Below are 26,335 nucleotides of genomic sequence, written 5' to 3' on the forward strand. Positions count from 1 at the left end.
AGTGGTAATGTATCCGGTCTGAGAACGCAGACCAATCCGGAGACTGACTGCCCATGACTGTTGCGCTGAACCACCGTATTACCGGCGAAGGCCCGCCCCTGATACTGCTGCACGGGCTGTTCGGCTCCCTGGACAACCTGGGGGGTATCGCCCGCCGCCTGGAAGACCAGTGGCAGATTCACGCACTGGACGAGCGCAACCACGGGAGTTCGCCCCACGCGGATACCATGGACTATCCGGCCATGGCCGCCGACGTCATTGCCTACATGGACGCCCAGGCCCTGGACAAGGTGAGCCTGCTGGGTCATTCCATGGGTGGCAAGGTGGCGATGCAGGTTGCCCTCCAGGCGCCGGAGCGTGTGGAAAAACTGATCGTGGCCGACATTGCCCCGGTAAACTACAAACCCCGGCACGATGCTATTCTGGAAGGGTTGACCAGCATGGATCTGACCGGTGTGCGTTCCCGTCAGGACGCAGACAGGCTGATGGCAGATTTTGTCGAAGAGCCGGGTGTTCGCCAGTTCCTGCTGAAAAACCTGGAACGGATTCCCCGCGAAGACCAGCAGGAGGGCGGGCCAATGTTCCGGTGGCGGCTCAACCTGCCGGTTATCGATGCCTGCTATGAACATCTGGCCAGGGCGCCGGAGGGTGATGGCCCGTTTGATGGTCCTGTGCTGTTTCTGAAGGGCGCGGATTCGGCCTACATCCAGGAAAAACACCGGGATGATATCCAGCGACTGTTCCCGCAGGCACAGCTGCGTATTATCCAGGGGACCGGCCACTGGCTGCACGCTGAGAAAGCCGACTCCTTTGCTGCCCTGTGCCGCCGTTTCCTCAGCGCCGATGAATGATGGTGCCCTGCGTAGGGCATTTTCCTGCTCACCGGCCCGTCTGCTAAGGTGGGCCAATCGCTGACATACGGAATGGACATAACAACAGGCGGGCAGAGTGTATGAAATGGCTGATGGTGGGTTTGCTGGTTGTCTTCCTGCTGCTTGGCAGTTTCCTGCTGACTCCGTCGCCCGTCGACAGCAAAGCCTGGAACCCGCCATCGCCACCTCCGCTGACCGGTGAGGTTGCGCCAAATGAGCGCCTGAGGCTTGCGGACCTGATCGCCCGGGGGCAGGTATACGGCCCCGAGGACACAGCCGTGAGCGAGGATGGTGTGCTTTATACCGGCACCCAGGATGGCTTCATCGTGCGGGTGTTCCCGGATGGCCGGGTTGAAAACTGGTTGTCCACCGATGGTCGGCCCCTGGGCATGGTGTTTGACAGCCAGGGCAATCTCATCGTTGCAGATTCCTGGCGGGGGCTGCTGTCTGTCAGTCCTGAGGGCGAGATCACCGTACTGGCCCGCGAGGCGGAGGGAACGCTGTTCCGCTTCACCGATGATGTCGACATTGCCGATGACGGGCGCATTTATTTCACCGACGCCAGCTCCAAGTTCCACCAGCCGGAATACATGCTGGATCTTCTGGAAATGCGTCCCCATGGCCGCCTGCTCCGCTACTCTCCAAAAACCGGCAAGGCCGAGGTTCTCCTGGCCAACCTGCATTTTGCCAATGGTGTTGCGGTATCTCCGGAGGGCGACTACGTGCTGGTTAACGAAACCTGGAAATACCGCATCCTTCGATACTGGATTCACGGGCCCAAAGCCGGCCAGGCGGAAGTCTTTGCCGACAATCTGCCCGGTTTTCCCGATAACCTCGCGGTGGATGATCAGGGGCGCTACTGGGTGGCGTTTCCTACCCTTAGAGATTCGAGGATGGACGCCATGCACCCCCGGCCCTGGCTCAAGGATCTGGTGGCTAAACTCCCGAGCAGCCTGAAACCTGCGCCACAAGAATATGGTCTTGTGATCGCGTTCGACCGGGACGGTGAGGTTATTACCAGTCTCCACGACACTCGCGGGACCCATTTGCAGGAAATCACCTCGGTGAATCCTCACGATGGCAACCTGTACTTTGGTTCACTTCACAATGATCGTATTGGTCGGCTACCGTTGCAGGCCATTCCGGGGCTGGGGGACAGCAACTGATGCAGCAACACGATATTGACTGGGATCTGCCGGCGCCTTTCACGATCGAGATAGCGGTGCGGCCCGATGATACCGATCGGCTTGGGCACGCCAACAACGTTGTTTACGTACGGTGGCTGGAAGACGTCAGCTGGGCCCATATAGAAAGCCTGGGTATGACCTGGGAGCTGCACGAGAAAACCGGCAAGGCGATGGCCATTACCCGCACAGAAATCGATTACCTGGCCTCGGCGAACGCCGGCGATCAACTGGTTCTGGGGACCTGGCTCACCGATTATGATGGTCGGTTCCGGTCTGCACGGCAGTTCCAGCTCGTTCGTCCCTCGGATGGCAAGACGCTGGTCAGGGCTGTTTCCACTCACGCCTGTGTTGATCTGAAAAGCCAGCGGCCTGCCCGTGCGCCCAAAGAGTTCGCTGAGATTCTCGGTTCCGCTGTGGTAGCCGGAGGCAAAGGGCTGTAGGTCACCCGAGGTCTTTTGTGCTTTACTTCAGCTAATCTTGTTCAAAGCCAATCCCGTTTAACCTGTTGTCCGGAGATCTTCATGGAAAATACTGCCGATCAGAACGCTGAAGCCACGATGCGCCATGTGATCTACGATCGCTTTGGTGAGCGTGACGTCCTGCAAGTGGTCTCGGCCGATGTGCCAGTCCCCGGAGACGATCAGGTGCTCGTCAGGGTGCACGGTGCCGGGCTCAATCCGATCGACTGGAAAACCCGGAAGGGGCTTGGTTTCGCGGCGCGGCAGATCGAGAATTCGTTGCCGTGGACGCCCGGTTACGATGTCGCCGGAGAGGTTGTCGGAGTGGGTGCCAACGTGACCACCCTGGCGCCCGGTGACCGGGTCATGGGCATGGTCGGATTCCCGGCCGGCGGTGGCGGTTATGCGCAGTATGCCCTGGCCGCGGCCGATGAACTGGCCATCGTGCCGGAAGAACTGGACCTGGTGTCTGCAGGTGCCTTGCCCCTGGCGGCACTGACCGCATGGCAGGCTCTGTTCGAGATGGCGAAACTGGAGTCGGGGCAGAAAATCCTGATCCACGCCGGCGCCGGTGGCGTGGGCCATTTTGCGGTGCAGTTTGCATTGGAGCGCGGTGCCCATGTGATTGCAACGGCCTCGGCCAGTAACCGGGATTTCCTGGCGGAACTCGGGGTCCACGAGGTGATTGACTACCGCAACACGGATATCGCCGAAGAGTGCTATGGTCTGGACGTGGTACTGGACCTTGTTGGCGGTGATACCGGCAAACGCTCCCTGCACACCCTCGGCGAAAATGGAGTCCTCGTGACCATCCCGACGGTTACCGCCGACGAAATTATCAGTGCTGCCGAGGAAATGGGTTTACGCGCCCATGGCATGACTGTGCGTCCCGACGTATTTCACCTGGATGAGATTGCCGAGCTGATTGAGGACGGAGACGTCAAGGTGCACATCGAAAAAGCGTTCGCGCTGGACGATGTCGCGCAGGCCCACGAACTGCTGGAAGGCGGGCACGTGCGCGGCAAGCTGGTGCTAGATTGTCGATGAGGGTTCCTGATCGGCCGGTTGATCCTGGCTGGCCGATGGTTCTCCTCCCTCTTTCTCCTTGCGCTCCTTGCGAGCCTGGGGCGGCACCAGGCTGATCAGGATCCAGTCGTTTTCCGGTTTCAGGTCTTTCATGCTGCAAACCGGGGCGACGTGTTCCTTGCTGTCGAACGTGAACAGCACCAGGGCCTGGTTCTGGTATTTGTTCAGGAACTCCTCGTAACCGAATTCCTCGCTCAACTGGGTGGTCTTTACGGTGTAGCCCTGGCTCACCAGACTGGCCAGTTTGGCGTAGCTGACACCATCGAACAGGCCCCGGGTCATCTGTATTTTTTCAGCCGTCTGATGCCGGGCCTTCTGGTCCTGATCACCTTCGGCCAGGCTGAACACGCACTTGTTTCCAAACCAGTCCAGGAAGTGGTAGGTGGCCAGTGAGTTCATGTGCTTGTACGGGGAGATCACCAGCAGCTTGCCGATGCCTGTCAGGTCCAGATGGGTCGATGCATGCTCGGAAACCGGGTTGCCGAAGTACACCTGCAGGTTCTCCATGCGGGCCTGACGGACGTTTTCCCAGTTGGTGTCCGCCAGGGTCACGGGCACCTCATACTTTTTCAGGGCCATGCCAATCATACGGGCCACCGGATTGGCGCCCAGGATCAGGAAGCCGTATTCCGCTGGTTCCGCGACCTTCAACAGGCGGGCAACCGGCCGTGCGGTGAGGCTCTGCAGAGTAACGGTGGCGATAATCAGCATAAACACCAGGGGTACCAGGGCGCCGGCACTCTCATAACCCAGCTTCTGCAGCTGGAAAGCGAACAGCGCTGACACCGCGGCCGCGACGATGCCCCGGGGGGCGATCCAACTCAGAAATAGCTTTTCCCGCAAGTTCAGGTTGGTGCCGATGGCCGACAGGAAAATACTCAGGGGGCGGGCTACCAGCATCAGCAGGGCCAGCACAGCCACCAGGCCCCAACCCAATTCGGCAATCGCCGCAAACTCAACTCGCGCCGCCAGAATAATGAACAGGGCGGATATCAGCAGAACGCTCAGGGATTCCTTGAACTCGAGGATGCTCTCTATAGGCACTTGCTTCATGTTGGCCATCCAGATGCCCATGATGGTCACGGTCAGCAGGCCAGACTCATGGGCCAGTTCGTTCGAAATGGCATAGACGCCGAGCATGAAGGTGAGTGTGCCGGCGTTATGCAGGTACTGCGGAATCCAGTGCTTGCGCAATACGATGCCGTTGAGATACCCGGCAACGGCGCCGATCACAAAACCCACAGCCAGGGTTTTTCCAAAGATATACAACGAGTGGCCAAACACGTTGCCCTGGCCCCAGGAGACAATCCCCTCGAATACCAGAACCGCTAGCAGAGCGCCAACGGGGTCAATGATGATGCCTTCCCAGCGCAGTATGTTGGCCAGTTTCGAATCGGGTCGCACGGAGCGCAGCAGCGGCGCGATAACCGTCGGGCCGGTGACAATCGAGATGGCGCCAAACAGCAGGGCGACCGCCCAGGAGACATCCAGAAGCCAGCGGGCAGCCAGGGTGCCGATGATGCAGGTGACGATAGAACCGACCGGAATGAGGTTGCGGACCATTTTGCCATGGCCCCGTATCTCCTCGTAGCGCAGGGTCAGGCTGCCCTCAAACAGGATGATGGCAACGGCCAGGGAAATAACCGGAAACAGCAGATCGCCGAACACCACTTCCGGTGCCAGAAAACCCAGAACAGGCCCGGCGGCAATGCCACCCGCCAGCAGGAAAAGGATGGCGGGCATACGCACGCGCCAGGCAAGCCACTGGCAAAACAATGATAAAACGCCAATGCTGGCAAGAAGCAGGACAGTGCTGACTGGCATAATGGTTTCAGTTCCGTTGATCTATTGGTTGGCGCGCCGGGCAATCCGGTTCAGGAGTCGGGAAGCCGCAAATAAACCGAAGCTGGCGGTCACCGGGCTGGCGGCGCCAAAGCCGGAGGCGCAATCCAGGCGCACCGGACCGTCGGTGGCCGGTTTCTGCAGGCACACTTCCCCGTCTCCGGCAGGATACGTCAGCTGCTCGAGGGAGTATACGGCCTCAATGCCAAAGCGCCGCTTTGGATTTCGGGAAAAGCCATATTCCCGCCGCAGAAGGTTTCGAACCTTGGCCAGCAGTGGGTCCTGGGTTGTTTTGCTGAGGTCTGCCACCTGGATCTGAGTGGGGTCGATCTGTCCGCCTGCGCCGCCGGCACAGACCAGAGGAATTTTCCGGCGCTGGCAGTGGGCAATCAGGGCGGCCTTGGCTTTGACGCTGTCGATGGCGTCGATCACCCCGGTCATGTCTTCGGTGATCAGCTCGCTGACGTTCTTCGTGGTCAGGAAGCCGAAATGCACCCGAATGTCGGCTTCCGGGTTGATCGCCCGCAACCGGTCTGCCATGGCGTCGGTTTTGGTACGGCCGTACTGGCCTTCCAGGGCGTGGAGCTGGCGGTTGGTGTTGGACACACAGACATCGTCCATGTCGATCAGGGTGATGGTACCAACGCCACTTCGGGCCAGGGCTTCAGCGGCCCAGGACCCGACCCCGCCAAGACCGACCACGGCAATATTGGCGTGACGAAAGGCTTCCAGGGCCCGGCGCCCGTAGAGTCGTTCGATGCCACCAAAGCGGAAAGCGTAATCGTCGGCGTTCATGGTGTCCCCGTGCAGGTCCGGTCGCAGACCGGACAGAATCAAAGATCGCAATTGTAACCCAGTGACCGCATAGACAAAAAAGGACCATAAAAAAAGCCACGCAGGGCGTGGCTTTCAAAGTGCCCACTCCGACGGGGAGCTGGGCGGGACTAGTTCAGAGACACTAATCAACGTGATCATTATCAATGGCCAGTGCATTCACCTGAAGGTCACAAGCTGTCATTGATCGGTCATTTCCGGCCAGGCCTTGGGAGCACTGGCCGGATAGCGGATCACGCGGCCCAGTGGTCGTCCGAGAACGCCATCAGGCTGTCCTTGCCACTCTGAATGTCACCCAGCAGCCAGTCGACTTCCGGAAGCAGCTTTTCAAAGTAGAAGCGGGCAGAGACAACCTTGCTCTCGAGCAGGGGCTTGTTGCCTTCGCCGCCGGCAAGCTGTTCGTTGGCAACGTTTGCCATCCTGGACCAGAGGTAACCGATGACCGTCAGCGCCATCAGGCGCAGATACGGTGTCGCGGCGGCGCCCGCCTGCTCCGGATCTTTCGGTGCGTTGCTGGCCAGCCACATGGTGGCTGTCTCAAGCGCCTTCATGGCGTTTTTCAGCTCTTCACGGTGCGGCGCTTCCGGATTGTCCTTCAGATATCCGCTCAGGGTGCCAAAGAGGGTGCGCACCAACTGACCGCCTTTCAGACTCAGCTTGCGGCCCACGAGGTCCATGGCCTGAATGCCGTTGGTGCCCTCGTAGATCCTGGCGATCCGGCCGTCACGAACCAGCTGCTCCAGCGGCCAGTCGGTGGTGAAGCCCGAGCCACCCAGTACCTGCAGCCCGGTGTTGGCGTTGTTGAAGCCTTCGTCTGTCAGGAACGACTTCACCACCGGGGTAAGCAGTTGAACCAGATCGTCCGCGGATTCCCGGACGGTCTCGTCTGGATGGGCGACAGAGAGGTCCAGTTGGTGGCCAGCAAACAGGGCCAGAGCACGCATACCCTCGTTCAGAACTTTCTGGCGCATCAGCATTCGACGTACATCCGGATGCACGATGATCGGGTCAGCGGGACCATCGGGGTTCTTTGGGCCGCTCAGTGAACGGCTCTGCAGGCGCTCACGGGCAAAGCCGAGGCTTTCCTGGTAGGCCATTTCGGCCAGGCCCAGGCCCTGCATGCCAACCATCAGGCGCGCCTCGTTCATCATGGTGAACATGGCACGCATACCATCGTTCGGCTCGCCGACAAGCCAGCCTTTGGCGCCCTCGAAGTTCATGACGCAGGTTGCTGAACCCTTGATGCCCATTTTGTGCTCAAGGCCGCCACAGAAGGCCGGGTTTCGCTCCCCGGATTCCGGCAGGAACTTGGGTACCACAAACAGGGAAATGCCCTTGGTGGTATCCGGCGCGCCGGGCAGCTTGGCCAGAACCAGATGCACGATGTTGTCCACCAGATCGTGCTCGCCACCGGTAATCCAGATCTTGGTGCCTTCGAGGGCGTAGCTGCCGTCGTCGTTCGGTGTTGCGCGGGTGCGAATCAGGCCCAGGTCGGTGCCGCACTGGGGCTCGGTCAGGCACATGGTGCCGGTCCACTCACCGGAAATCAGCTTTTCCAGGTAGGTCTTTTTCAGTTCGTCGGAGCCGTGGGCGTGCAGGGCGCTAATGGCGCCGTGAGTCAGGCCGGGGTACATGCCCAGAGACAGGTTGGTGGAGCAGACCATTTCATCCACCACAAACTTCAGGGTGTGTGGCAAGCCCTGGCCGCCGTATTCAAGGGGTGCGTCCAGCGCGGTCCAGCCGCCCTCGACAAACTTCTTGTAGGCGTCCTTGAAACACTCGGGTGTTGTCACAGAGTGGGTTTCAGGATCGTAGGTGCAGCCCTCGCGGTCGCCGGCCTGGTTGGTGGGCTGGATAACCTCAGCAGCCAGTTTGCCAGCCTCATCGATGACCGCGGAAATCAGATCCGGGGTGGCATCGGCGTATTTTTCCAGCTCATGCAGCCGGTCTGCGCCCAATACATCAAACAACAGAAAGCGAAGGTCATTCGCCGGAGCCTGGTATTGCATGGATACTCTCCTAGGTGCGCCGTTTTAACGGGAGCGCTGCAGCATTCGGCAGCGACCCGAAGATAATTTGAACACTGGTTTCATACGCCCGTTTTAATGCGCTGGTTCACCGTTTTGGCAGTCTGGACGATAGAATTTTCGTATGTCCTCCTGAACCAAGGAGGTATCAAATGAAACAAGTGGTGATAGCCGGGGTTTCCGGCGCAATCGGTGGCGCTTTGGCAAGCCGGTTGCTTGAGCGTGATTCCCAAACCAGGGTGATCGGGTTGTGCCGTGATCCGGAGAATGGGCCGGACGCTTTGCGCAGCCATCAGCGCATCACTTTGCTGCCCTGGGATGCCGAAAGCAGTGCCGCGCCCGGTGCGATTGCCGAGGCACTGGAATCGCTGCTAAAAAGGGAGGAAGGGATTGATAGCTTTATTTATGCCGCGGGGCTGCTTCACGGGCCGGATATGTTCCCGGAGAAGCGCCTTGAAGACCTCGATCCGCAGAGTATGGCGCGTGCGTTTGCTGTCAACGCAACCGGTTTCGGATTGCTGACCCAGGCGCTATTGCCATGGCTGCGACATCGGGCATTCAAACGGGTGGTGGCTATTTCCGCCAAGGTTGGCTCGATAACCGACAACGGGTTTGGCGGCTGGTATGCCTATCGTAGTTCAAAAGCGGCGCTGAATATGCTCGTTCGCAACCTGTCCATTGAGTTGCCGCGCCGGTGCAAGCCGCTAGCCTGCGTATCCCTGCATCCTGGCACGACCGAATCGGCGTTGAGCGAACCGTTCAGCCAATCTCTCGCCAAGCTTAACGTGCATACTCCAGAGGAGACGGCTACCAACCTTCTGGAGGTGCTCGATGGACTGGGGGAGGACGATAACGGAAAGTTTCTGAGCTGGGATGGTACAGAGCTGCCCTGGTAGTTCGGGCAACCCTGGTGTCGGCTACGAAAAAGGGGCGATTTCCATCGCCCCTTTTTCGTGTCCGTCATTCGGTGGAAGGTTACCGAATAAAGGGATTGAGCATCCGGGTAAAGGTACCCGTGAGCTTCACCGGAGCACTCAACACGGAGAGTGTTATGCAGTCCTCGCAACCAACCGCTACGGGCTTGTGTTCGTCCTCATCGTTCAGGACAACGAAATCCCACTGGTTAAACACCCCTTTCTGGTCTGCAAACGCACCCTGAAGGACGATGGTCGTTTCCTCGCCGCGATGCGTGTGGGCAGGCGCTTTGCCGCCGGCAGCGAGCTTCTGGAGTACAACCTGTTCTTTCTGACCGGGGAACCGGTCGGTAATGTCCAGGACGCTCACATCACCCAGCTGGCGCTTCCACGGCAAGCTGTTGAGATCTTCACCCAGTAGTTTCTGCAGGGCGCTGACCCTCGGGACAGCCGCTGCCGCAGGCTCAGCTGCCGGCTCGCTATCGATCTTTGAAAGAATGCTGTCGAACATGCTTTCAGAGACAGTCACCTTTGGCTGCTGCTCCATCATCACAGCCCCAAGGCTATCAAGCGTGTCCACACGGCTACGGCAGTGGGAACACTTGTCCAGGTGGAGCTTGATGCACAGGGCATGGGGCTCGCTAAGGTTACCTGCGCTGTACTCCATCAGGCTCAGGCTGTCGGGATGGTGCCGTGTCATACGTTCTGGTCCTGCAAAATCACTTTCAGTTTATTCAATGCCAGGCGAACCCGGCTTTTCACGGTGCCAAGAGGAATGTCCAACTCGTCCGCAACCATCTGGTGCGACTTGTTTTCCATGTACACCTTGGCAATGACCGTAATCTGTTCTTCCGGCAGATGACTCAGTGATTCCCTGATTCGCCGTTCGGACATGAGACGGTGTAAAGAAGTGACCGGCTCGTTTTCGTTTTCACCCGGAATCTGCCAAAGGTCTTCTGTCTCTACTGGCATTTCAGCACTGGTACGCTGCATCTTTCTCAGCATATCGATTCGCTGGTTCCGGGCAATGGTGAAAATCCAGGTTGATGCCGCCGCCTTGCGCCAGTCGTAGAGGCATGAGCGTCTCCAGATCGACACGAATACTTCCTGCACGAGCTCTTCCGCATGACTCGCCAGACCGTTCGCCATGGCGTAGTACTTGATTTGTGGGCCAAAATGCTCGAACAGCGCGTGGTATGCTTCGCGGTCCTGGTTCTTGCCCACTTTCTGCAGCATTTGGCTCCATTGGTCCTTGCGGCCCTCGGAACTTGCTGGCTTTTGATCCAGTGTGGTCACCGGACGCTCCTTGACAGTCGCATGATTTGAGCTTGTTCTGGTCATCATTCTATGCACTCGTCCCGGGTTTGTCAGTGTCTAGGTTTACGGATCGGTGAATCAGGTGGATCAGCCTGTGTGGAAAAAAACACAGAAAGCTGGCACCAGCGACGGTTTTTGATCGTCTCGCAGGTGATTGCCGGAATCGGCAGAGCGGTCTAGTCTGAGCAATAAATCGACTCCGGACGACAAACACCTCCATGAATGCTCCCGGCTTTACCGGAAACCTGCCCGTTATCCGGGCGCACTACGCGGATATCCTCTGCCAGTTGGCGGAGGACCGTGGCCTGCAGCGGTCCCGGCTATTGTCGGCTTCCGGTATTCGCCCATCCATGCTTGGTCATCCGGACAATTTCATTACTGTCGAGCAGTTCAGTGCCCTGTGTCGCGAAACGCTTGTCCAGAGTGGTGATCCAGCCCTCGGGCTTGAGTTTGGAAAGCGGCTAAAGTTTACGACCCACGGCTCGCTGGCCCAGGCAGCCATTAGTTGCGATACCCTTGAGCAGGCGCTTACGGTACTGATCAAATATTTCCAGATCCGCTTTGTCTACATGAGCCTTTCGTTCTTCGTGGAGGAACATGAGGCCGTGATCCAGCTGGACCTGGCGCACAGCATTGAGGACCTTTACCGGTTCAATGTTGATGTGGTGATGGCGTCACTGATGGATGTGAATCTCCTGCTTTTCGGCCATCGGCTACTGGATGGCGGGCGATGCCTGCTGGATTTTCCTGAGCCTGACGATCTCTCGGCCTATAGACAGCTGTTTGGAAGCCAGATTGCGTTTGGCAGTGGCGTGAACCAGCTACGGTTCAAACGGGTTTTTCTCAACTCCCCCATGTCACTGTCGAATCCGGTGACCCGTCGGATTGCCGAGGCCCAGTGTCAGGAGGAAATGCGATTCATCGAGGGTTCCACATCGGTTTCGGACCGGGTGGTGCGCCTGCTCGAGACGGGGCGAAGCCAGCGGTTACCGGCCCTGGAGGATGTGGCGGAACACCTGAAAATGTCCACCAGGACGCTGCGCAGGCAGTTGGCATCCGAAGGGGTGCGATTCCAGCAACTGCAGGATTCCATTCGCCACCGCCGAGCCCTTGAACTGCTGCGCCGCGATGAGCTGAGCATTGATGAGATAGCCGACGCTCTGGGCTACAGTGACCCCTCCAACTTTGGCCGTGCCTTCCGCAAGTGGGAAGGCGTTTCTCCCAGTGCCTGGCGTCGGGAGCATCAGAAACTCTGACGAGAACTATTCCTCGAGGTAGGTGTAACCATCCAGGCCGGCGGCCAGCTCTGCCATAAGCGCGGCCTGGGTTTCCGCTGCCAGGGCGGAGGCGGCAAACTTGCCCCTGTAGGCCTCCATCAGGGCCTCGGGTTCAAAGTTCACATAGCGCAACACCTTGGCGACGGTGTCCCCGGTGATGGGGGCGCTGATCTCGTAACCGCCTTCTGGCGTCAGGCGGACATCCACGGAATGGGTGTCGCCGAACAGGTTGTGCATATCGCCCAGAATTTCCTGATACGCGCCGGTCATGAAAAAGCCCATCAGCAAAGGCTCGCCCGACCTTTCTTCGGGTAAGGGCAGGGTTGTTTCGGTGCCCTGGCCATCGACGTAGCGGTCGATACGCCCGTCCGAATCGCAGGTAATGTCCTGGATAACTGCCCGCCGGTTCAGGGGGCGATCCAGGCCGTTGATCGGCATAACCGGGAAGATCTGATCAATGCCCCAGACATCGGGCAGTGACTGGAACAGGGAAAAATTAACGAAGAGTTTTTCAGCCAGTTTCTCATTGAGTTCGTCGATAATTTCCCGGTGAGCCCGGTTGCTGCTGTCCAGCTGATCCCGGAGCAGTCGGCAGCAGCGGGTGTACAGGGTTTCAGCATCCGCCCGCTCCCGGAGCGACAGAACGCCGTGGGCGAACTGGGCGTGAACATCGGCCATGGCGTGGAGTACGTCATGGTAGATCTCAGCCAGTGAGCGGGGGGTGTTTGTGTCCTGCAGGCTTTCAAGGTCGCGCCAGAGATCGTGCAGCGGCGCAGAGGCGGTGGCCCCCGGTTGTTGCGGTGTCCGGTTTTCCGGTGCTTCGTGGTCGATCACGTTGGTCACAAGCACGGAGTGATGCGCGGTCAGGGCTCTGCCGGATTCGCTGATCAGATCCGGGTGAGGCGTACCGTGGCGATCACACTCTGCCTGCAGAACATGTACGACATTGTAGGCATATTCGTAAACGCTGTAGTTCATGGAGCAGCTACTGCGTGAGCGAGTGCCCTCGTAATCCACGCCCAGGCCACCGCCGATGTCCACCGTGCCAATTGGGGCCCCCATCTGGCGCAACTCGCTGTAGAAGCGTGCACATTCCCGGAGACCGGTCTGGATGTCACGGATGTTGGCAATCTGGGAGCCAAGATGGAAGTGCAAAAGTTGCAGGGTGTCCAGGGCGCCCGCCTCGCGCAGGGTGTCGACGACATCCAGGACCTGGCTGGCAGACAGTCCGAATTTCGACTTTTCACCACCTGTGTTCTGCCAGTTGCCTTTGCCGATGGTGGCCAGCCGGGCCCGAACTCCGATCAGCGGTGAAACGCCCAGGTTTTTTGCCTCTTTCAGGATGAGTGGCAATTCCGATTTCTTCTCGACCACGATGAACACCCGGTGGCCGAGAGTCTGCCCAATCAGGGCAAGACGGATGTACTCCCGGTCCTTGTAACCATTGCAGACAATCACCGATCCGGGTTGCTGGGACATTGCCAGCACCGCCATCAGCTCTGGCTTGCTGCCTGCTTCAAGCCCGATCTGGCCGTTGGAGGCGGCGGGCTCGGCAGCCAGCAGCTCTTCGACCACGCGGCGCTGCTGGTTGACCTTGATGGGGTAAACCGCCGTGTAGCCGCCCTGGTAGGCGTGCTCCTCTGCAACCTTGTTGAAGGCATTGCAGAGTTTGTTAACGCGGTCGTGCAGGATGTCAACGAAGCGCACAAGTACCGGCAACTGGACCCCGGACTCGGTCAGCGTCCGGGTCAGTTCGGGCAGATTGATGCGGGCCGGGCTGTGGCCACGATCCGGGCGGATGAGCACCTGGCCCTTGTCATTGACACCGATGTAGCCATCGCTCCAGTGGGCAATGTTGTAGACCTTGTGGGCCGGTGTGGCGCTGGCTTCGCTCATGCTTGCTATCCTGTCAGGAAACACTGGCCGCCATTGTATGGATTCCCATCCCCGGCTAAAAGCATCGGCTGCGGAAAATACATGGCATTTCACCGCGATTATCGCTTTAGCTCACGGTAGGGCATCCCTACAATACGCCCTTTCAATTCAGCCCATGGCCCACAGCGGGAGGCAAGACATGACAGCACTCAATGACGGCTGGTTTACCGAGGTATTCCAGGATCAGGGAACCGCGTTCTCCCTGCAGGTGAAAAAGAAGCTCCATGAGGAACAGACGCCGTTCCAGAAACTGGAAATCTACGAGACCGAGACCTTTGGCAACCTGATGGTTCTGGATGGCTGCGTGATGCTGACCACCCGCGATAACTTCCTGTACCACGAGATGATGACGCACCCGGCCCTGTTTACCCACCGCGATCCGAAAAAGGTGGTGATTGTTGGCGGCGGAGACTGTGGCACCCTGAAAGAGGTGCTCAAGCATCCGGGCATCGAGGAAGCCTGGCAGGTGGAAATTGATGAACGGGTAACCCGCGTGTCTGAAGAGTATTTTCCGGAATTGTGCGAGGCCAACAGCGACCCGCGCGCCAATTTCTTCTTTGGCGACGGGATCCAGTGGATGCGGGATATTGAGCCGAACAGCGTTGACCTCATCATTATCGACAGCACCGATCCGGTAGGCCCCGCTGAAGGCCTGTTTGCCCTGGATTTTTATCGGGATGCCATGCTGGCGCTGCGCGAGGGCGGGATTATTGTTCAGCAGAGCGAATCACCGCTGCTCCACACCCATAGCATTATCAAAGGTATTCACGAGGATATGCGCCAGGCGGGGTTTGAGCATGTACAGACCTTGCCATTTCCGCAGCCGGTTTATCCGACGGGCTGGTGGAGTTGCACCATGGCGAGCAAGGAGAATCCGATCAAGTATTTCCGAGAGGAAGATGCCAACAATCGCCCGTTCGTAACCCGCTACTACAATGCCGGTGTTCATCGGGGTGCGCTGGCAATGCCTCAGTTCATGGTCGACGCGCTTGAGGATGAGGTGAGACCGACAGAAGGCTAGGCAAGATCGGACATACAAAAAAGGGGCGCCAACTGGCGCCCCTTTTTACTTGCACTGTCAGCGATTACTGCTTGCCGCTGACAAACTCCGGATAGGCTTCCATACCACACTCGGACAGATCCACACCTTCGTACTCTTCCTCTTCAGACACCCGAATGCCCATGACGGCTTTCAGGATGCCCCAGACGATCAGACTGGTGACGAATACCCAGATGAAGATGGTGAGCATGCCGACCAGCTGACCCATGAAGGTAGCGTCTGCGTCGGACAGGAGAACCGCAAAGATACCCCAGATACCAACCACACCGTGTACAGAGATGGCACCGACCGGATCGTCAATGCGCAGCTTGTCCATGGTTACGATGGAGAACACAACCAGGGTGCCACCGATGGCACCGATGATGGTGGCCAGCAGGGGAGACGGATCCGCCGGTTCTGCAGTGATCGCAACCAGGCCAGCCAGAGCGCCGTTCAGGGCCATGGTCAGGTCGGCCTTGCCGAACATCAGGCGTGCCACGATCAGAGCAGCGATCAGACCGCCGGCTGCAGCCGCGTTGGTGTTCAGGAACACGTTGGCCACTTCGTTGGCGACACCGATGCCACCCAGCTTCAGGGTTGAGCCACCGTTGAAGCCGAACCAGCCCATCCACAGGATGAAGGTACCAAGCGTTGCCAGGGGCAGGTTGGCACCCGGGAAGGCGCGGATTTCACCTTTGGCGCCGTATTTACCCTTACGGGCACCGAGCAGGATCACACCCGCCAGGGCTGCTGCTGCACCGGCCATGTGAACGATACCGGAACCGGCGTAGTCGCTGTAGCTCAGCTCGTACATGCCGAATACCGCGTCGCCGTTCCAGGTCCAGGAACCCTGCATCGGGTAGATGAAACCACACATAACAACGGCGAAGCCCAGGAAGGCCCAGAGTTTCATACGCTCAGCCACAGCACCGGAGACGATGGACATGGCGGTTGCAACGAAGACAACCTGGAAGAAGAAGTCAGAAGCGCCGCTGTATTCGCCCATGTCGCCGAAGCCGGCTTCAGTGGAGGCTGCAATAACGCCCGCAATCGCTGCGTCGTCCATCTCGGCAACAGTTGTAACACCGCTCAGGAAGATACCGCCGTCGTACATGATGTCGTAGCCGACAATCAGGTACATGGTACAGGCGACCGCAAACAGGGCCACGTTCTTGGTCAGGATTTCGGTGGTGTTCTTGGCACGCACCAGGCCGGCTTCCAGCATGGCAAAGCCAGCGGCCATCCACATGACCAGAGCACCGCAAATCAGGAAGTAAAAGGTATCCAGCGCATACTGGAGTTCAAAAATGTGATTAAGATTGCTTTCCATATGAAGCCCTCCGCACGAGGCTTTTCAGGTTATAAAATTTTTTTGCGTTGGCTGATCGAAAAATCAGAGCTGGTTCAGACCGCTTCTTCGCCGGTTTCGCCAGTCCGGATCCGGATGGCTTGAGCCAGTTCAGTCACGAAGATCTTGCCGTCACCGATTTTGCCGGTGTTGGCCGCCTTGGTGATGGACTCGATAACCTGGTCCAGAAGGTTGTCGCCGATAGCAACTTCCACCTTCACCTTGGGCAGGAAATCCACCACGTATTCCGCGCCACGATAGAGTTCTGTGTGGCCTTTTTGCCGACCGAAGCCTTTGACTTCAGTGACGGTTACGCCTTGTACGCCAATCTCGGATAGTGCCTCACGGACATCATCCAATTTGAAAGGCTTGATGATCGCTGTCACAAGTTTCATTGCTTTCTCCTTGGTAAAGCCGTCTCAACAGTGAGGGCCCGTCGGCCGGTTGTTGAGCTCGGGATGCTGCCACCTCGCACACCAATTGTGCGGATTGCGTACGAGAGCTTTAGCATCGTGTATGCCAACGCAAAAAAATAGTTAAAAAACAAAAGGCTACGATATCCGCGTACCAGAATGGCGCAAACTTGTGCACCAAAATAGAGCGGGTAGCCGGCCAGTGAGCCAATTTGGAGCGGGCTCCCTGGCCCTTCGCCACTTATTATAGGGTCGACCACCTACAGTATGGCAGGGGCTGCGGTGTGATACACTCCCGCTAACCGGCAACCGGCCCTGTCTTTTAGTCGAAGCCGGATATTTCAGGAATTTGTGAGGTGACGTGTGAAAGGTCCACAGGATATTTTTTCCCAGCTGCAGGGCCAGTTCGGCCAGTTTGTTCCCGACATGGCCCGCGCTGCACGGGAAGATTTTGAAACCCAGGCCCGGGCCACCGTGATGGCTGTTTTGTCTCGCCTGGAGTTGGTAACCCGGGAGGAGTTTGACGCCCAGCAGGCAGTCCTGCTGAAGACCCGTGAAAAGGTCGACGCGCTCGAGAAGCGGGTGGCCGAGCTGGAAAATTCCCTGCAGAAACAATAAACCCCGGACACGCCCGGCAGGATGCCGGGCAAGCAGTTCCGGTTATTACCATGGATGGTTGTCATGCTTGCTATTGTTCATTCCCGCGCCGCCATTGGCGTGTCTGCGCCTGCCGTTACCGTTGAAGTCCATCTCTCGGGTGGCTTACCCGCGCTCTCGATCGTGGGGTTGCCGGAAACCGGTGTAAGGGAGAGCAAGGAGCGCGTCCGAAGCGCGCTTCTTAACGCCGGTTTCGAATTTCCCGCCCGAAGAATTACCATCAATCTCGCCCCCGCTGATCTGCCAAAAGAGGGTGGCCGGTTCGATCTTCCCATCGCTCTGGGCATTCTGGCAGCGTCTGGTCAGATCCCGGTCGACAGCCTTTCCGACTGCGAATTCGTTGGCGAATTGTCCCTTGATGGTGCACTGCGCCCTCTGAAAGGTGTTCTGCCGGCCGTGTTGGCAGCTCGGGAGGATGGTCGGGCCTTGCTGGTTCCCCACGCCAACTCCGAGGAAGCGGCACTGGCAAGCCAGGGTGACCTTTTGGCCGCCGGCCACCTGCTGACGGTGTGCGAACATCTGAGTGGTCGAGCCCGTCTTGTGCCGGTGCCCAGGTCTCCCCTGGACGAAGCGCCGGGCGGCAACCGTGAGGTGCCCGATCTGTCGGATGTCCGCGGCCAGCAGGTCCCGCGACGCACGCTGGAGGTGGCGGCAGCGGGTGGACATAATCTTCTGTTCTTCGGCCCCCCGGGAACCGGCAAGAGCATGCTTGCCAGTCGCTTGCCCGGAATCCTGCCCGGGCTGGATGATGCTGCGGCCATGGAAGTGGCGAGCGTGCATTCGGTGGCGGGTCTGCCGGTTCGGGCCGGGGGCTGGCGTCAGCCGCCTTTCAGATCCCCTCATCATACCGCCTCAGCGGTTGCGCTGGTCGGTGGTGGCAGCAGCCCGAGGCCGGGGGAGATCTCCCTGGCGCACCGGGGCGTACTGTTTCTCGACGAGTTGCCAGAGTTTGAACGGCGGGTGCTTGAAGTGCTCCGGGAGCCGATGGAAACCGGGGAGATCTCGATCAGCCGGGCGGCGCGTCAGGTCAATTTTCCGGCGCGCTTTCAGGTTGTTGGCGCGATGAACCCGTGCCCCTGCGGTTACAGCGGTCATCCCACCATCGAGTGTCAGTGTACGCCGCAACAGGTTGCCCGCTACCGGTCGAAGATCTCCGGGCCTTTGCTCGACAGGTTTGATCTGCACGTTGAGGTGCCGGTGCAGGGCGGCGACGTGCTGATGCGCCAGGGTGGGGACGGCGAGGACAGCGCCACAGTCCGGGAGCGTGTTCGGGCTGCCAGAGCCCGACAGTCAGAGCGGGGTTGCCTGAACGCCGCGCTGTCCGGTCGGGAATTACAGGCTGCATGCCGACTGGATGCACAGGGTGGGCAACTGCTTACCGGTGCCATGGAGAAGCTGGGGCTTTCGGCCCGGGCGTTGCATCGCATCCTTCGGGTGGCCCGCACGCTGGCGGATCTGGAAGGCTGCGAGGAACTGCGGCAAAGCCATCTGGTTGAAGCGCTGGGCTACCGGCAGCTGGACCGACAGCAGGGCCGTAACTCAGTGGTCTCCGCCTGAGCCGGGACACTCTGGTAAACTAGTGGCAAATCCCGTTAAACATGACCCGCTGCCTGCGGTTAAGGATTGCAGATGACAGACCAGAAAGAACCGCAAGATCCCAAAGAGGCCTCCGATTCGCCGGTCACCACCCGTCGCGGTGTGCGCAGCTTTGTTTTGCGCCAGGGCCGGATGACGGAAGGCCAGAAAAAGGCGTTCGAGCGGAGCTGGCCGAAGTACGGGCTGACCCGTGAGGACGGAATGATTGATCCCAGGGAAGTGTTCGGCCGCGACAACATGCTGAACCTGGAAATCGGTTTCGGTATGGGCCGGTCCCTGGCCGACATGGCTGAGGCCGCTCCCGAACAGGATTTTATCGGGGTTGAAGTTCATCAGCCCGGTGTTGGCGCGTTGCTCAAGGAGATCGAGGACCGTGGCCTGGAAAACGTCCGGATTTACAGTATTGATGCCAACGATGTGATTGACCTCTGCCTTCCGGATGCGTGCCTGGATCGCGTGATGGTGTTCTTCCCCGATCCCTGGCACAAGAAAAAGCATCACAAGCGCCGGCTGATCCAGCACGAGTTTGTCCAGAGGGTTCGTCACAAGTTGAGGGTAGGCGGCATTCTGCACCTGGCGACCGACTGGGAGAATTATGCCGAGCATATGCTCGAGGTGATGAGCGAGTCCGAGGGATTTGCCAACACCCAGGAGACCGGTGGCTATTCACCGCGCCCTGACGACCGTCCAATCACCAAGTTTGAAAAGCGGGGCGAAACCCTCGGTCACGGTGTCTGGGACCTGTTGTTCTATCGCACCAATTAAGAGGTGTTGGTCGGGGGTCAGTGATGCGCGAGCGGGTGGCGCCGTGACGCCCGGATGATGACCAGCCCGGCGATGCCGAGCGTGAGCGCCGTGAATTTGATGAGTGCGCATAGGGTTGCGGACAGGCTCATCTCATCGGTGGGCGGGTTGAAATTGTTCAGCAACAGAATGTTCTCTGCACCGTCGCTCAGGCCGGCAGTTGCGAACAGGGCCCGTACCCAACGGGCACCCACCCGCTCGCGAATGCCGGGGCGATCACGGGTAAAGTGCCGGGTAAGATGAATCAGGGCCAGCATGTAGGCAGGAATGAACAGGAAGTCCAGCCATAGCGAAACCTTCGCCCAGGCAACCCCTTCGCTTCCCCAGCTGCGAAAAATGGCGTGGGCCTGATCGGCAGTCCCGGCCAGCTGATAGCTCACGATACCCTGGGGTGCTGATGCCGTCTGCAGAGGCTGGTTGACCATAAGCAAAGCGAACAGCAGCACGGCAGCCACCACCAGGCTGGCTTTCAGGCTTTTGGGAAATGCTGCCACTCCGTGTGCAGGGTCCATTACAGAAAACGCTCCAACAGGCTGTTAAGGTATCTCTGGCCCAGGTCGGTTGCCTGGAGTCGATCGCTTACCAGCAGCTTTTCATTCCGCAGTTGTTCAAGTTTTACTCCAACTGTTGTCAGGGGTAAACCCGTTCGTTCAGAAAAAAGGCTTTCATCCACTCCTTCTTTCAGTCTGAGGGCGTTCATCAGGAATTCCAGCGGCAGATCGTCCACGGCAATCGCATCTGAACCGGCCGTTCGGCTGCCGATCCGGTTCAGATAAGCGTCCGGCTGCCGGGTCTTCCAGTATCGCCTGATACTCCCGTCCACCAGGCTGATCTTGCCATGGGCCCCGGCCCCGAGGGCCAGGTAGTCCCCGAACGTCCAGTAGTTCAGATTGTGACGGGAGGCCCTTCCCTGGAGGCTCCAGGCCGAGACTTCGTAATCCTCGTAGCCGCGTTGGTGCAGGTAATCGGAACCCCGGCGATAGATGTCCCAGAGATGATCGTCGTCGGGCAGTTCTGGCGGACGGCTGTAAAACTCGGTATTGGGCTCGAGGGTCAGCTGGTACCAGGAGAGATGCGGTGGTTGGTAGTCCAGGGCAGTCTGGATGTCCTCAAGTGCCTGCCCCGGCGTCTGGCCCGGCAGACCGTGCATCAGATCGATATTGAAGTTATCGAACCCGGCACGGCGAGCGGCGCGTATGGCCCGGTGGGCGGCATCGGCATCGTGAATGCGCCCCAGCGTTTTGAGATGGTCGGGATTGAAACTCTGGACCCCGATGGACAGACGGTTGATGCCCGCTGCCCGGAACGCGTCGAACCGGCCGGCTTCGAGCGTGCCGGGGTTGGCTTCCAGGGTAATTTCGGCATTTGTGGCGAAGGCAAGGCGTGCCCGCAGTTCCCTGAACAGGCGATCGTAGAAGTCGCCGCTCATCAGGGACGGAGTGCCGCCTCCGATGAACACGGTCTCTATTGGTCGATCGGTGGCAAAGGCCAGGTCCTGGTCGAGATCTTCGAGCAGAGCCTGCAGATAGGCGGATTCAGGGATTGTCCCGGTGAAAGCGTGGGAGTTGAAGTCACAGTAGGGGCACTTCCGCACGCACCAGGGTACGTGAATATAGAGGCTCAGCGGCGGCCTGACCGCCGCTGGCTGCTGATCGTCCCCGGGGCTGGTATTACTCAACTGTTTCAGGCCTCGGCCTTCAACTGATCCAGCAGAATCTTCAGGGCGCGTCCGCGGTGGCTGATGCTGCCCTTTTCGGCGCGGGACAGTTCCGCCGCACTGCAGCCGTGCTCTGGTGCCAGGAACACCGGGTCATAACCGAAGCCGCCATCGCCCTGAGGGGATCTGAGGATCGAGCCCGGCCAGCGGCCATGGCAGATGATCGGGGTCGGGTCTTCGGCATGGCGCAGGTATACCAGCACACAGTGAAACTGGGCGCCCCGTTGCCCGTCCGGCACGCCCGCCATGGCGTCCAGCAGGGCGTCCACATTGTCCTGATCGGTTGCATCATCGCCGGCAAAGCGGGCAGAGCGCACGCCCGGGCGGCCTTCAAGCGCGTCCACCGCCAGACCACTGTCGTCAGCGAGTGCTGGCAGCCCGGTTTCCCGGGCCGCGTGGCGCGCCTTGAGAATCGCGTTTTCTACAAAGGTGACCGCCGGCTCCTCGGCTTCACCGACGCCCAGATCGCCCTGGGCAATCGGCGTCATGCCAAGAGGTGCCAGGAGCTCGGTCAACTCGGCGATTTTGCCCCTGTTATTGCTGGCGATGACAAGTCGGTTGGTCATAGAGGCTTAATCGCTGAACAGTGTGTGAGCAAACCGTACCGCCAGGTCCTGCTGGTGTCCGGTAGGGCGTGCGGTAATATTGAAAGTCATCAGTTCGCCGGAGGAATACTGATACTCGGCAATAAAGTACACGGAGTCGCCCTCCTGGATGCGGCGGAACGCCAGGAAGCGCACCTGCTGGACATCGTTGGTTACCTTGCCTTCCACCTGGCCGCTCACCGGGGACATTGAGCCATCGTCGTTTTCCTCCATGATGGAGATATTGACGATGCCTATGCCCTTGCTCCGCTGAAGATTATTGGCCTGGGCGACTTCCGGAGCCAGGAAGGTGCTGGGCAGGACACTCCAGAGTACCTTGTAGTCTCCGAAATCCTTCGAGCCGGCCTGTGCCTGCAGGCTGAACAGGCCAATCAGCGTAATTGCCAGCAGCGTACGGAATGTGGAAAAGGTTTTTGCGATCATTGCTAGGTCTCCCGTGTGATTCGGTAAATGGCAATTTCGCCCAACAAGTTCGGCCAGAGACGAGCCAGCCAGCTGTTCTGGTGCTGGCCGTCAACCACCCGGCGGCTTTTGATCCTGATGCCTTTCTGACGGCACAGTGCCTCAAAATCCTTGAAGGTGCACAACCTTATGTTGGGCGTGTTATACCATTTATACGGCAGTGCCTCGGATTCGGGCATACGACCGCTCAAAGTCAGTCCCCAGCGCAATCGCCAATGGGCAAAGTTGGGGAAGGTCACGATGCCTTCGCTGCCAACCCGCAGCATTTCATCCAGTACCCTGTCAGGGCGCCGGACCGCCTGAAGCGCCTGGGTCATCAGAACAATATCGAAACTGCCATCTTCAAAGTTCCCCAGCCCCTGGGTGTCCAGGTTCTGTTCGATAACCGCCACTCCGCGGCCCATGCAGGCGGTGATGTGGTCCGGGTTTATCTCCAGGCCGAAGCCACTGGCACCCCGTTCCCGCTGAAGGAAATCAAGCAGAGTGCCGTCGCCACAGCCCAGGTCCAGAACATGGTGGCCGGGCTGAACCCACTGCTGGATGATTTCGAGATCCGGTCTCATGCGCCGACCTCCCGTGCTACCCGGTCCATGTAGGCGTTAAAGATGTCAGTGTACCGCGGGGTCGGAATCAGAAACGCGTCGTGTCCCCAGGGTGCGTCCACCTCGGCGTAGCTGACCTTTCTGCGCGCGCCAATCATGGCATTGACCATTTCTTCCGAGCGGGCCGGCGTGAAGCGCCAGTCGGTGCTAAATGACAACACCAGGTATTCGCAACTGGCCGCTGCCAGTGCTTTCGAGAGGTCGCCGCCAAACTCGTAGGCCGGATCAAAGTAGTCCAGGGCACGGGTCATCAGCAGGTAGGTGTTGGCGTCAAACGATTCGGAAAAGCGTTCGCCCTGATAGCGGAGGTAGCTCTCGACCTGGAACTCCGCGTCATAACCAAACTTGTAAGCCTGGTCACGGAGTTCGCGGCCAAATTTCTCGCCCATGGAGGCATCAGACAGATACGTGATATGGCCAACCATCCGCGCCAGCATAAGGCCACGCCTGGGAACCGTATCAAAGTCGTAATAGCGCCCGTCGTGAAACTCCCGATCAGAGGTTATTGCCTGGCGTGCCACTTCATTGAAGGCAATATTCTGGGCGGTCAATCGCGGAGTGGACGCAATCACCACCGCATGCCGCAGGCGATCGGGGTAGTCCAGGCTCCACTGCAGGGCCTGCATGCCGCCGAGGGAGCCGCCAACAACGGCCGCCCAGCATTGAATGCCGAGCCGATCTGCCAGCAGCGCCTGACTCTTGACCCAGTCGCCCACGGTGATAACCGGAAACTCCGGGCCAAACGGCTTTCCGGTTTCGGGATTGATGCTGTTGGGGCCGGTGCTGCCGTGGCAGCCGCCCAGATTGTTCAGGCTGACAACGAAAAAACGATCGGTATCGATGGGTTTTCCGGGGCCGATACAGCTGTCCCACCAGCCGGGTTTGCGGTCCTCGGCAGAGTGGTAGCCGGCCGCGTGGTGATGGCCGCTCAAGGCGTGGCAGATAAGAACGGCATTGCTGGCGTCGGCATTCAGGGTGCCGTAGGTTTCCACCACCAGGTCATAGTTTTCCAGGGACTGGCCGCAGGCCAGATCGATGGGAGCGTCGAAATGATAGGTCTGCGGGGAGACAATCCCGACAGAATCCGCAGGCAGGGTATCAGGCATCGGCGCGAATGGTTCCTGGTTCGATCCGTAAGTGTCTGGAAAAGCAATGACAAAGCCATCGCCAGCCCAGCAGTTTAAAGCCGGGGCGTGATGGCTGCAACCGCCTGAATGGTCGCGCTTGCGGGGCTCAGACGGCCCCGGAGATGTTCACCACTTTTTGCTGGATCAGGGTAGGGGCCGGTTTGCGGATCTGGCGCTGCATCGCGTCGGCCAGTTCCAGTTGCCTGCGCAGGTCGGCAATGGTGTTGGTCAGGCGCAGGCGCTCGGTGCGGCTGTCCTTGTCGTTGCGGACCATATCGCGAAGGCGCCGGATCTGGTGCTCCAGAAGCTGCTTCTGCTCCATGGAATACTGCATGATCGGTAGAAGGGCTTCCGATGGCCAGCGCTCAACGTCCTGGCGTACACGGGCATGCAGTGTGCGGGCTTCGCCCACCATGACATTGAAGAAACGGCGAACCAGAACCGACTGCTCGGTGAGCAGATTCTTCGGACTGATGCGGAAGCGTCTCGCTTTTTTGCGCAACTCGCGGATGGCAATGACATGGCGCCCGGCCCGCAGCGGGATGGGCTCAAGGTGACGGGCTCGGTTGTCTTCGTTATAGCGACGGTAAATCGCGCCCACCATTTTTTCGGCCAGGTGCCCTTCGCTCAGAAGGTTGGTCAAGTCGCTTTCGAGCAGTTCGAAAAACTGATCCATGGCGCGGTTCATCCCGGCAGTGGTCCAGCTCTTCGACATACTGGTACGTACATGTTCCGCATGGGCTTCGAAGCGGTCTTCGCTCACCAGCTTCTTCAGCAGGTCGCCCTGGGAGTCCATGAGGCGACGGCTGGAGCGCAGGGTGATCAGCTTCTTGTAGTAAAAGTCGTAGTCTTTCTGGGCGCGTTCTGCGAGGCGGCCCAGCGCTGCCTTGTCCATGGTAACGCCCGCGCACGCCTGGAGTTCTTCCTCCAGGGATTCGAGGCGGTACTGCATGGCTGCCTGGCTGTTCTGGAGCATGCCCAGCAGGTCGTTGATCAGACTCTGGGTGATCAGCTGTTCCTTGTGCATGAGGATGCGCTGGATAATCAGCTGCTCAAGCTGATTGATATTGGAACGGTCAAACAGGTCGTTGTCTTTCTTCACCCTTGCGACCAGCCCCTGCTTGGCAGAAACCGGGATAACATCGTGCTGTCGCATGCCCAGGTGGTCGGCCGTGTAACCGCGCACCCGCTCAATCGCCTCGTTGGTGTGGCGCTCGCCCTGGAGGTCATCCCAGAGCACGTCGATCTTGTTCAGCACGGCAAAGCGGCCGGCGCGATGATCGGCGTGCTGGGTGTCGATGTGCTCTTTCCAGATGGTCATGTCGCTGGCAGTCACACCGGTGTCGGCACTCAGCACAAAGATCACCGCATGGGCGCGGGGCAGCATGCTGATCGTCAGCTCCGGCTCGGAGCCAAGGGCATTCAGGCCCGGCGTATCGAGGATCCGCAGGCCGCGCTCGAACAGGGGGTGGCGGATGCTGATCTGTGCGTTCCGCCAGGCAGGTACAAGTACATTGCCCGGGTTATTGCGATCATTCTCGAGCATGCCCTCGTCAAAGCCGAGTGCGCGGGCCTCCTCAGGTGGCACACTCTTGACGCGGGCAACCTCGGCAAGCACCTCCCGCATGATCTCAGGGTCGCGCTCATCCAGCTCATGTTTGACCCAGCGTTCCGGCTGCTTGCGCAACTGCTGCAGGGACAGTTCGCCGTTTCGGGTCTCGATGGGGAGCAGGAGCAGGTAGTTTTCATTGGCGCTGCGATCGAAGAACAGCTCCGTGGGGCACATGGTCGTGCGCCCCGCCTGGGACGGCAGCATGCGCTGGCCATACTCGGAGAAGAACAGGGCGTTGATCAGTTCGGTTTTACCGCGTGAGTATTCGCCGACAAACGCAATGGTCAGTTCATCCTCAATCAGCAGCTCCAGCCCGTGGCGTATGCGGGTGCTGACATCGTCGGAGAACAGATTGTTATCCTGCAGCCACAGCCGGTACCTGCCGATCTGGCGGATCAGCTCTTTTTTCCAGTTGTGATAAGCCTCTACCTGCTGCGACAGAGTTCCCTGTTGGTTCATCGGATTTTCCTTCTGCGCGACTTCCTGGTATCCCGCTCAGAACGGGGTGCTCACGGGTGATGGATTAATTACCGTTAATACTATCCTGTTATTTCCAAGTTTGTGGCTGAGCCGGAGTGGAGGAAATGGCCAAACTTGCCGATTA

At 59.1% G+C, this 26,335-nt stretch carries 25 protein-coding genes; 10 read left to right on the plus strand and 15 right to left on the minus strand.

All coding sequences use genetic code 11. The annotated features are described in order from the left end of the window. Window positions 1-53: 53 nt before the first annotated feature. The 4 genes from EDB94_RS00340 (at window position 54) to EDB94_RS00355 (ending at window position 3,564) form a co-directional block, all read left to right on the plus strand. A complete protein-coding gene (locus EDB94_RS00340; protein WP_108019534.1) occupies window positions 54-851 on the plus strand; it encodes an alpha/beta fold hydrolase in 798 nt (265 codons plus the stop codon). 101 nt (window positions 852-952) lie between these two features. Further along, window positions 953-2,038 carry an SMP-30/gluconolactonase/LRE family protein gene (locus tag EDB94_RS00345; protein WP_108019536.1) on the plus strand — a complete coding sequence of 362 codons (1,086 nt, stop codon included), beginning with the start codon at window positions 953-955 and terminating at the stop codon, window positions 2,036-2,038. Beyond that, complete coding sequence (locus EDB94_RS00350) at window positions 2,038-2,499, plus strand: thioesterase family protein (protein ID WP_108019538.1); 462 nt, start codon at window positions 2,038-2,040, stop codon at window positions 2,497-2,499. The genes EDB94_RS00345 and EDB94_RS00350 overlap by 1 nt, the downstream gene beginning before the upstream one ends. Window positions 2,500-2,580: 81 nt before the next feature. Continuing rightward, on the plus strand, window positions 2,581-3,564 hold the full coding sequence (locus EDB94_RS00355; protein ID WP_108019540.1) for an NADP-dependent oxidoreductase: 984 nt from the start codon (window positions 2,581-2,583) through the stop codon (window positions 3,562-3,564). Here the strand turns inward: EDB94_RS00355 and EDB94_RS00360 are convergent. The 3 genes from EDB94_RS00360 to EDB94_RS00370 form a co-directional block, all read right to left on the minus strand. Then, window positions 3,550-5,427, minus strand: a complete 1,878-nt coding sequence (locus EDB94_RS00360; RefSeq protein ID WP_053114176.1) for a sodium:proton antiporter — start codon at window positions 5,425-5,427, stop codon at window positions 3,550-3,552. The genes EDB94_RS00355 and EDB94_RS00360 overlap by 15 nt on opposite strands. A gap of 21 nt (window positions 5,428-5,448) precedes the next feature. Next, entirely contained in the window at window positions 5,449-6,240 is a 792-nt protein-coding gene (tcdA, locus tag EDB94_RS00365) for a tRNA cyclic N6-threonylcarbamoyladenosine(37) synthase TcdA (RefSeq protein ID WP_169702126.1), read from the minus strand. Window positions 6,241-6,512: 272 nt separating this feature from the next. After that, window positions 6,513-8,288: an acyl-CoA dehydrogenase C-terminal domain-containing protein gene (locus tag EDB94_RS00370; protein WP_108019542.1), complete on the minus strand. Its 1,776-nt coding sequence runs from the start codon at window positions 8,286-8,288 to the stop codon at window positions 6,513-6,515. A 170-nt stretch (window positions 8,289-8,458) separates the two neighbouring features. On the opposite strand from EDB94_RS00370, the gene EDB94_RS00375 reads away from it, so the two are divergent. Then, complete coding sequence (locus tag EDB94_RS00375) at window positions 8,459-9,202, plus strand: SDR family oxidoreductase (RefSeq protein ID WP_108019544.1); 744 nt, start codon at window positions 8,459-8,461, stop codon at window positions 9,200-9,202. A 79-nt stretch (window positions 9,203-9,281) separates the two neighbouring features. Here EDB94_RS00375 and EDB94_RS00380 read toward each other — a convergent pair whose 3' ends face one another. Together EDB94_RS00380 and EDB94_RS00385 are read right to left on the minus strand one after the other, a co-directional pair. Further along, the gene (locus EDB94_RS00380; protein WP_014575874.1) at window positions 9,282-9,920 is read right to left on the minus strand and encodes a ChrR family anti-sigma-E factor; all 639 of its coding nucleotides are present in this window, start codon (window positions 9,918-9,920) and stop codon (window positions 9,282-9,284) included. Further along, on the minus strand, window positions 9,917-10,516 hold the full coding sequence (locus EDB94_RS00385) for a sigma-70 family RNA polymerase sigma factor (RefSeq protein WP_039881993.1): 600 nt from the start codon (window positions 10,514-10,516) through the stop codon (window positions 9,917-9,919). The genes EDB94_RS00380 and EDB94_RS00385 overlap by 4 nt, the downstream gene beginning before the upstream one ends. A gap of 239 nt (window positions 10,517-10,755) precedes the next feature. Here EDB94_RS00385 and EDB94_RS00390 point away from each other — a divergent pair, with 239 nt between their 5' ends. After that, window positions 10,756-11,793, plus strand: a complete 1,038-nt coding sequence (locus EDB94_RS00390) for an AraC family transcriptional regulator (protein WP_108019546.1) — start codon at window positions 10,756-10,758, stop codon at window positions 11,791-11,793. 6 nt (window positions 11,794-11,799) lie between these two features. Here EDB94_RS00390 and speA read toward each other — a convergent pair whose 3' ends face one another. Further along, the gene (gene speA / locus EDB94_RS00395; protein ID WP_108019548.1) at window positions 11,800-13,710 is read right to left on the minus strand and encodes a biosynthetic arginine decarboxylase; all 1,911 of its coding nucleotides are present in this window, start codon (window positions 13,708-13,710) and stop codon (window positions 11,800-11,802) included. A 178-nt stretch (window positions 13,711-13,888) separates the two neighbouring features. On the opposite strand from speA, the gene speE reads away from it, so the two are divergent. Continuing rightward, window positions 13,889-14,770 carry a polyamine aminopropyltransferase gene (gene speE / locus EDB94_RS00400; protein ID WP_014575878.1) on the plus strand — a complete coding sequence of 294 codons (882 nt, stop codon included), beginning with the start codon at window positions 13,889-13,891 and terminating at the stop codon, window positions 14,768-14,770. A gap of 64 nt (window positions 14,771-14,834) precedes the next feature. On the opposite strand, the gene EDB94_RS00405 is transcribed toward speE, so the two are convergent. Both EDB94_RS00405 and glnK read right to left on the minus strand, forming a co-directional pair. After that, window positions 14,835-16,118 (minus strand): ammonium transporter, encoded by a 1,284-nt coding sequence (locus EDB94_RS00405; RefSeq protein WP_014575879.1) that lies wholly within the window; start codon window positions 16,116-16,118, stop codon window positions 14,835-14,837. A gap of 74 nt (window positions 16,119-16,192) precedes the next feature. Beyond that, entirely contained in the window at window positions 16,193-16,531 is a 339-nt protein-coding gene (glnK, locus tag EDB94_RS00410; protein ID WP_008173268.1) for a P-II family nitrogen regulator, read from the minus strand. A gap of 381 nt (window positions 16,532-16,912) precedes the next feature. Here glnK and EDB94_RS00415 point away from each other — a divergent pair, with 381 nt between their 5' ends. The 3 genes from EDB94_RS00415 (at window position 16,913) to trmB (ending at window position 19,567) form a co-directional block, all read left to right on the plus strand. Further along, on the plus strand, window positions 16,913-17,167 hold the full coding sequence (locus EDB94_RS00415) for an accessory factor UbiK family protein (RefSeq protein WP_014575880.1): 255 nt from the start codon (window positions 16,913-16,915) through the stop codon (window positions 17,165-17,167). A gap of 63 nt (window positions 17,168-17,230) precedes the next feature. Continuing rightward, entirely contained in the window at window positions 17,231-18,763 is a 1,533-nt protein-coding gene (locus EDB94_RS00420; RefSeq protein ID WP_108019617.1) for a YifB family Mg chelatase-like AAA ATPase, read from the plus strand. 72 nt (window positions 18,764-18,835) lie between these two features. Continuing rightward, window positions 18,836-19,567 (plus strand): tRNA (guanosine(46)-N7)-methyltransferase TrmB, encoded by a 732-nt coding sequence (gene trmB / locus EDB94_RS00425; protein ID WP_108019550.1) that lies wholly within the window; start codon window positions 18,836-18,838, stop codon window positions 19,565-19,567. Window positions 19,568-19,584: 17 nt separating this feature from the next. On the opposite strand, the gene EDB94_RS00430 is transcribed toward trmB, so the two are convergent. The 7 genes from EDB94_RS00430 to EDB94_RS00460 form a co-directional block, all read right to left on the minus strand. Beyond that, window positions 19,585-20,118 (minus strand): hypothetical protein, encoded by a 534-nt coding sequence (locus tag EDB94_RS00430; RefSeq protein WP_008174168.1) that lies wholly within the window; start codon window positions 20,116-20,118, stop codon window positions 19,585-19,587. Continuing rightward, window positions 20,118-21,284 (minus strand): radical SAM family heme chaperone HemW, encoded by a 1,167-nt coding sequence (gene hemW / locus EDB94_RS00435; RefSeq protein WP_108019552.1) that lies wholly within the window; start codon window positions 21,282-21,284, stop codon window positions 20,118-20,120. The genes EDB94_RS00430 and hemW overlap by 1 nt, the downstream gene beginning before the upstream one ends. Before the next feature lie 5 nt (window positions 21,285-21,289). Continuing rightward, window positions 21,290-21,889 (minus strand): RdgB/HAM1 family non-canonical purine NTP pyrophosphatase, encoded by a 600-nt coding sequence (gene rdgB / locus EDB94_RS00440; RefSeq protein WP_014575885.1) that lies wholly within the window; start codon window positions 21,887-21,889, stop codon window positions 21,290-21,292. 6 nt (window positions 21,890-21,895) lie between these two features. Then, complete coding sequence (locus EDB94_RS00445; protein WP_008174175.1) at window positions 21,896-22,351, minus strand: DUF4426 domain-containing protein; 456 nt, start codon at window positions 22,349-22,351, stop codon at window positions 21,896-21,898. Window positions 22,352-22,353: 2 nt separating this feature from the next. Further along, the gene (metW, locus tag EDB94_RS00450; protein ID WP_008174176.1) at window positions 22,354-22,953 is read right to left on the minus strand and encodes a methionine biosynthesis protein MetW; all 600 of its coding nucleotides are present in this window, start codon (window positions 22,951-22,953) and stop codon (window positions 22,354-22,356) included. Then, window positions 22,950-24,098, minus strand: coding sequence for a homoserine O-acetyltransferase (locus tag EDB94_RS00455; protein ID WP_008174179.1), 1,149 nt, complete (start codon window positions 24,096-24,098; stop codon window positions 22,950-22,952). Before EDB94_RS00455 ends, metW begins: the two co-directional genes overlap by 4 nt. 127 nt (window positions 24,099-24,225) lie before the next feature. Beyond that, window positions 24,226-26,190, minus strand: a complete 1,965-nt coding sequence (locus EDB94_RS00460) for a dynamin family protein (protein ID WP_008174181.1) — start codon at window positions 26,188-26,190, stop codon at window positions 24,226-24,228. Window positions 26,191-26,335: the final 145 nt, after the last annotated feature.

It is taken from the genome of Marinobacter sp. 3-2 (assembly GCF_003751355.1).
GTDB lineage: Bacteria > Pseudomonadota > Gammaproteobacteria > Pseudomonadales > Oleiphilaceae > Marinobacter > Marinobacter adhaerens.

What these genes read in the sequence shown, in the direction of transcription:
- EDB94_RS00350 (WP_108019538.1), top strand. Translation starts at nt 2,038, where the DNA reads ATGCAGCAACACGATATTGACTGGGATCTGCCGGCGCCTTTCACGATC.
- tcdA (WP_169702126.1), bottom strand. Translation starts at nt 6,240, where the DNA reads ATGAACGCCGACGATTACGCTTTCCGCTTTGGTGGCATCGAACGACTC.
- EDB94_RS00375 (WP_108019544.1), top strand. Translation starts at nt 8,459, where the DNA reads ATGAAACAAGTGGTGATAGCCGGGGTTTCCGGCGCAATCGGTGGCGCT.
- EDB94_RS00340 (WP_108019534.1), top strand. Translation starts at nt 54, where the DNA reads ATGACTGTTGCGCTGAACCACCGTATTACCGGCGAAGGCCCGCCCCTG.
- EDB94_RS00380 (WP_014575874.1), bottom strand. Translation starts at nt 9,920, where the DNA reads ATGACACGGCACCATCCCGACAGCCTGAGCCTGATGGAGTACAGCGCA.
- trmB (WP_108019550.1), top strand. Translation starts at nt 18,836, where the DNA reads ATGACAGACCAGAAAGAACCGCAAGATCCCAAAGAGGCCTCCGATTCG.
- speE (WP_014575878.1), top strand. Translation starts at nt 13,889, where the DNA reads ATGACAGCACTCAATGACGGCTGGTTTACCGAGGTATTCCAGGATCAG.
- speA (WP_108019548.1), bottom strand. Translation starts at nt 13,710, where the DNA reads ATGAGCGAAGCCAGCGCCACACCGGCCCACAAGGTCTACAACATTGCC.
- EDB94_RS00355 (WP_108019540.1), top strand. Translation starts at nt 2,581, where the DNA reads ATGGAAAATACTGCCGATCAGAACGCTGAAGCCACGATGCGCCATGTG.
- metW (WP_008174176.1), bottom strand. Translation starts at nt 22,953, where the DNA reads ATGAGACCGGATCTCGAAATCATCCAGCAGTGGGTTCAGCCCGGCCAC.
- EDB94_RS00460 (WP_008174181.1), bottom strand. Translation starts at nt 26,190, where the DNA reads ATGAACCAACAGGGAACTCTGTCGCAGCAGGTAGAGGCTTATCACAAC.
- EDB94_RS00445 (WP_008174175.1), bottom strand. Translation starts at nt 22,351, where the DNA reads ATGATCGCAAAAACCTTTTCCACATTCCGTACGCTGCTGGCAATTACG.
- EDB94_RS00360 (WP_053114176.1), bottom strand. Translation starts at nt 5,427, where the DNA reads ATGCCAGTCAGCACTGTCCTGCTTCTTGCCAGCATTGGCGTTTTATCA.
- rdgB (WP_014575885.1), bottom strand. Translation starts at nt 21,889, where the DNA reads ATGACCAACCGACTTGTCATCGCCAGCAATAACAGGGGCAAAATCGCC.
- EDB94_RS00345 (WP_108019536.1), top strand. Translation starts at nt 953, where the DNA reads ATGAAATGGCTGATGGTGGGTTTGCTGGTTGTCTTCCTGCTGCTTGGC.
- EDB94_RS00405 (WP_014575879.1), bottom strand. Translation starts at nt 16,118, where the DNA reads ATGGAAAGCAATCTTAATCACATTTTTGAACTCCAGTATGCGCTGGAT.
- EDB94_RS00420 (WP_108019617.1), top strand. Translation starts at nt 17,231, where the DNA reads ATGCTTGCTATTGTTCATTCCCGCGCCGCCATTGGCGTGTCTGCGCCT.
- EDB94_RS00430 (WP_008174168.1), bottom strand. Translation starts at nt 20,118, where the DNA reads ATGGACCCTGCACACGGAGTGGCAGCATTTCCCAAAAGCCTGAAAGCC.
- EDB94_RS00370 (WP_108019542.1), bottom strand. Translation starts at nt 8,288, where the DNA reads ATGCAATACCAGGCTCCGGCGAATGACCTTCGCTTTCTGTTGTTTGAT.
- EDB94_RS00455 (WP_008174179.1), bottom strand. Translation starts at nt 24,098, where the DNA reads ATGCCTGATACCCTGCCTGCGGATTCTGTCGGGATTGTCTCCCCGCAG.
- EDB94_RS00390 (WP_108019546.1), top strand. Translation starts at nt 10,756, where the DNA reads ATGAATGCTCCCGGCTTTACCGGAAACCTGCCCGTTATCCGGGCGCAC.
- glnK (WP_008173268.1), bottom strand. Translation starts at nt 16,531, where the DNA reads ATGAAACTTGTGACAGCGATCATCAAGCCTTTCAAATTGGATGATGTC.